This is a genomic window from Thiomicrorhabdus marina (assembly GCF_017571465.1).
Classification (GTDB): domain Bacteria; phylum Pseudomonadota; class Gammaproteobacteria; order Thiomicrospirales; family Thiomicrospiraceae; genus Thiomicrorhabdus; species Thiomicrorhabdus marina.
Map to the genome: position 1 here is coordinate 1 of NZ_JAGETV010000049.1, position 4464 is coordinate 4464.

Annotated in this window: 4 protein-coding genes; all 4 read left to right on the forward strand. The window is 49.1% G+C overall.

The genetic code is table 11. The features are described 5' to 3' along the window. Window positions 1-30: 30 nt before the first annotated feature. A complete protein-coding gene (gene csoS2, locus J3998_RS12930; RefSeq protein ID WP_208151082.1) occupies window positions 31-2418 on the forward strand; it encodes an alpha-carboxysome scaffolding protein CsoS2 in 2388 nt (795 codons plus the stop codon). Window positions 2419-2435: 17 nt separating this feature from the next. Continuing rightward, window positions 2436-3932 (forward strand): carboxysome shell carbonic anhydrase, encoded by a 1497-nt coding sequence (locus J3998_RS12935; RefSeq protein ID WP_243750754.1) that lies wholly within the window; start codon window positions 2436-2438, stop codon window positions 3930-3932. 27 nt (window positions 3933-3959) lie between these two features. Continuing rightward, the gene (locus tag J3998_RS12940; RefSeq protein ID WP_208151083.1) at window positions 3960-4217 is read left to right on the forward strand and encodes an alpha-carboxysome shell vertex protein CsoS4; all 258 of its coding nucleotides are present in this window, start codon (window positions 3960-3962) and stop codon (window positions 4215-4217) included. Window positions 4218-4219: 2 nt separating this feature from the next. After that, window positions 4220-4464: EutN/CcmL family microcompartment protein (locus J3998_RS12945; RefSeq protein WP_208151084.1), on the forward strand; the 245-nt coding region annotated here is incomplete at its 3' end.

Below are 4464 nucleotides of genomic sequence, written 5' to 3' on the forward strand. Positions count from 1 at the left end.
TAACTAACGAACGAAAAGGGAGGCCAAATAATGAGTCAATCTCAAAGTGGTCGCGCAGCAGCGCAAGCACGCCGTCAAGCTCAGCTTGGTGGTGCGTCTACCTCCCCGGCATCGTCAGGCAGCCAACCTAGCCAGCGTCGTGCGGCTAAGGCTGCACCTGCTCAGGATGTGATTCCATCACGTGCTGAACAGCGTGCAGGAAAGGCTGCTCCGGCAGCACCTGCTCCAGCAGCGGCTTCAAGTCGTGCGCGTCAGCAAGTGATTAGCCAACCGATTGCTGTGTCTGAAGGTCGTGATGCGGCGAAAAAACGTCGTACCTCACAGATGAAAGGGAATCGCGGAGTGGCTCAAGCGCCACAGAAATCAAGCGAAAACCCACATCCAAAAGCCAAAGCGTATCAAAATCGTGTGAGCTCACAGTCAGCGAAAGCAGAAATGCCAGCGCAAGCAGTAGCTAACACAAGCAATGATAGCATCGTCTCTGATCGAGGCTTTTTAGATGTATCTGCATCTAAAAAAGATAATTCAGTAACTGGTAAGCCAGTTGTTGTAGCTGAAGGTCGTACTGCGGCGCAAAAACGTCGTACCACGCAACTTCGCGGCAATAGCGGTTATCAGAAGAAGACGAGCGAAAATCCTCATCCAAAAGCGAAAGCAATGCAAGCTCGTGCTGAAGCGAAAGCTGAATCACAAGTAGAAGCTGCTCCAGCGAAGGTTGAAATCGCTCCGAAAGCAATGACTCCGACTCAAGGTTCTAGCCGTAATGAAGTTAAAGCAACTTCAAACACGACTAAATCTAGCCCAGGTCGTGGTATGTCTAGAGCGTACCGTAAGGCGCGTACTCTAGGTAAGTCTGGTGAAACTGCCTATAAAACTAAAGGTAGTCAATCTGGCGCGGTTGCTCGAATGAATAATCCTGATGCATCTGCTAGAGACATTGCACGTGATGTACGTGCTGATCGTTGTTCTCGCGGTAAAACGTGTGGAACTGCGCAAAACAGTAATGCAAAGCGTAATCGTAAAAACGACAACGCTGCTCCGGAAAAAGTTGGTTATTCAACTACTTTGAAAGGGCAAGGTATTTCTGGAACGCTAGTCGGACAAGGTAGAGCGACAGGTGCCGAATACGGTGCATGTCAAACAGTAAGTGGAACAGAATATTTAAGCTCTGAAGAGTTTAATACCCACTGTTCAAGTACACCTGCTGCAGGTGTTGCTAAAGTTACTCGTACGCAAACAACCCGTGGTGAAACGATCAGTGGAACTGCCGTTGGGAATGCGAAAACAGTAACCGGTGACCGTGCTGGTGCATGTACAACACTGACTGGAACAGAATATTTACCTGCTGATCAAGCGGAACAATTCTGCGGTACTAAATCTGCTGCGCCTGCTAAAAAGGTGACGGGTTTTAGTATCGATGCGAGCCAAATGGACGCGAACGATGGTTCGAAAGTGACTGGTGGTGATAACTACAAGTCTAACTCGACCACGATTCGTCCTAAAGAGGCAAGTGCACCACGTAAAGTGATGCCATCGCAAACTGCTTCTGGTAACGAAACTACCGGTACTCAAGTTGGTCGCGTTGCTGACGTGACTGGTGACGAGAAAGGTTATTGCAAGTCAGTAACGGGTACGGGTTACCAAGGTGTTGAAGAAACAGAAACTTTCTGTGATTCAAAACCTGCTCCGGCTCCAGCAAAAGTAACTGCTTCAGGGACGGCAAGTGGCCAAAAGGTTACTGGCGACCGTAGTGGTGAAACGACTGGTATGACGGGTGCAGAAGCAGGAACTTGTAATGCAATCACCGGTTCATCATATATGTCAGCCGAACATGGCGCGAACTGTGGAATTAAAGCGAAAGCGGAAATTCAACACCGTACTATGGGCTCAGTGATGCCGGGAAAGCAAGCTCTGACCGGCGCTCAACCAGGACCTGATGGTCTTACGGGCGCAGAGAAAGGTGCATGTGATTTTGTTTCGGGTACGCCATATCAAGGTGCAGGTCAAACTGCAGCGGTATGTGGTGGTCAATCGACAGCCTCTCAACCAGGCGAGTCGGATTTCCCGCAAATGATGAACAGCACCATTCCTGCTGCGCCGGTCAGTGCACCGCAAATGATGTTAGCACCGGTTGTAGCAACGCCTACAGTCGCTCCAGCAGAGGAAGCTCCGCAGGAAAATGCTCGCATTACAGGTGACGGTTGGGATCGTGGCGCGAAGATTACTGGCACCGAAGGTGAATCAGTAACCAATCGCAACGCTAGCTATGGCGGCGGTAAAGTACCGGCTCCAATGGCAGGCGCTCACGGTTTCCGACCAAATGCGATGCCAGAGGTACCGCAAAGCGTAATTACCGGTTCTTCAGGAAATACCGAGACGGGTGCGAAAGTAACCTTGACCGGTGGCGCACGCGCTTAACTGAAATCTAGGTCGTTATGAACAAGGCAGTAATGACAAGAGGGCGTAGCCGTCGAGAGGCGGCACTTAGTAAACTTGCCCCGATTCCTTATAAAAGGAAATCGGTACAGTTTGTTGAGAAGCAAACGGCAAATTCCGGACACCCTCTTGCCGATGGCCATGAGAATGCACAACTTCGAGCCTATGAATTAGCTTCTAAAGCGCGTTTCGATAATATCGAAGCGGTATTGCAGAAGTTAAAACAAGGTTATGGCAGAAGTAATTTCGTTGATTGGGCTAATGCTACCTTGCAAGCTGAACTTGGATTTAAGCTGCCACAAACGGTACTTGCTGATGCATGTATTGGCGGCTTAAATTTAACTAAGCTCTATACACAATGCGTGTTTGAACAATTCCTAGCCTTTAGCAAAGAGTTTTTCGAGCAGGACCCGCTTAAAGGTCAAGAGATAAAAGCAACGAGCAAGTTAATCCAGCAGATGGGTTATCACGCTATCGGCGTCGCGCCTTGTGCAGATGGTCGCTTAGCGCATTTTGTGAGTTATATTCTGCGACTGCCGTATGCATTGGTACGTCGTAAAGCCCACGCTGGTGCGATGTTTGATGTCAGCGAAAGTGTAAGGAATTGGGTCTTTACCGAACATTTACGATTTAGAGAAGGGGTGCCGAACTCGGCAGACGAACCGACCAAATTTTTAAAAGTCGCTTCGTATCATTTTTCTAAGTCAGATCCTACTCATCAAGGATGCGCTGCCCACGGTAGCGATGATGAAAAAGCCGCCCAAGCCGCTTTAAACAAGTTAATCGAGTTTAAACAGGCGATTGAAGACCGTTTTGGTTGTGGCGCAACTGTCGATATCGCACTGATTGGTGTGAATACCGATGACGACAGTTTACGGGTTCATATTCCAGACGAATGTGGACAGGTTGATTTAGCAAGCTTTGTAGATACACATCAGCTTTATCAGCAAACATTGAATGTAGATGCCGAGCAAGCGCGTCGCGAAATTGTTAACAGTCTATGGGTTCGAAGCCGTCAAGGTCGTCGAGATCAAGCTGCTAACCTGCGAAAAGTGCTGGCTTGGTTTATCGAGCGCAATATGGCGCAGATTGACTATGTACATCAGTACGAGTCGGGGTGTTATAGCGACATCGGCCATGCTGAGCGCTTTATCGGAATTGGCAGTGGGTTTAGAGAAGTTCAATTGCGTAACCTCACCTACTACAGTTTCTTGGAAACCCTTGAAGAGGGGATGGATGATGTTAAAGTCGGCATCAAAATTTTCAAGAAGCTTAACGTCGCGAAGATGTTGCCGATTCCGGTGATTGTCGGTTTTGAATATGACGGTCGTGTGCCGGGCTCGAAAGATCGTGCTGCCAAGAAAGCGCAACGTGTCGAGCAACTTGTACACAAACGTTTTGCCGACCTTTCGCAAACGGGCATGCTACAGACAATGTGCACCCTGCGCGACTACACGACAAACCGTCCGGCATTTCGTTTAGACGGAACGACTTAAGTTGAATTTGTATAAGGGACTCAGAGAATGAAAATTTGGCGCGTAACAGGCACTGTAGTCTCCACCAACCGCATCGCGATGATGGATCACATGCCGCTGAAGCTGTTGGAAGACAAAAAGAACGGCAGTCCAACGGTTGCAGTCGATCCAATCGGCTGCAAAGAAGGTGACTACGTTTTATGTTGTGGTAGTTCCGCGGCACGTGATGCCACCGGAACTAAAGGCTACCCAAGTGATTTGACCATCGTTGGTATTCTCGATCACTGGGACGGTTGGGACGATTAGCGATGGAAATTCATCAAGTAGGCAAGCAGATCGTCCTGACCAGCCGTCTTGAAGATGTTGGGCATCTGCCACTCAAAGAACTAAAAACGCTAGGTGGGGGCACAGCCGTAGGCATGGACCCGATTGGCACCAAAGAAGGCGACTGGGTATTCACCATCGCCAACTCAGCGGCACGCGATGCGGCTGGGGCAAAACGACTATTAACCGATTTAACGGTGTCCGGCATTATTGATAATTGGCAGGACAT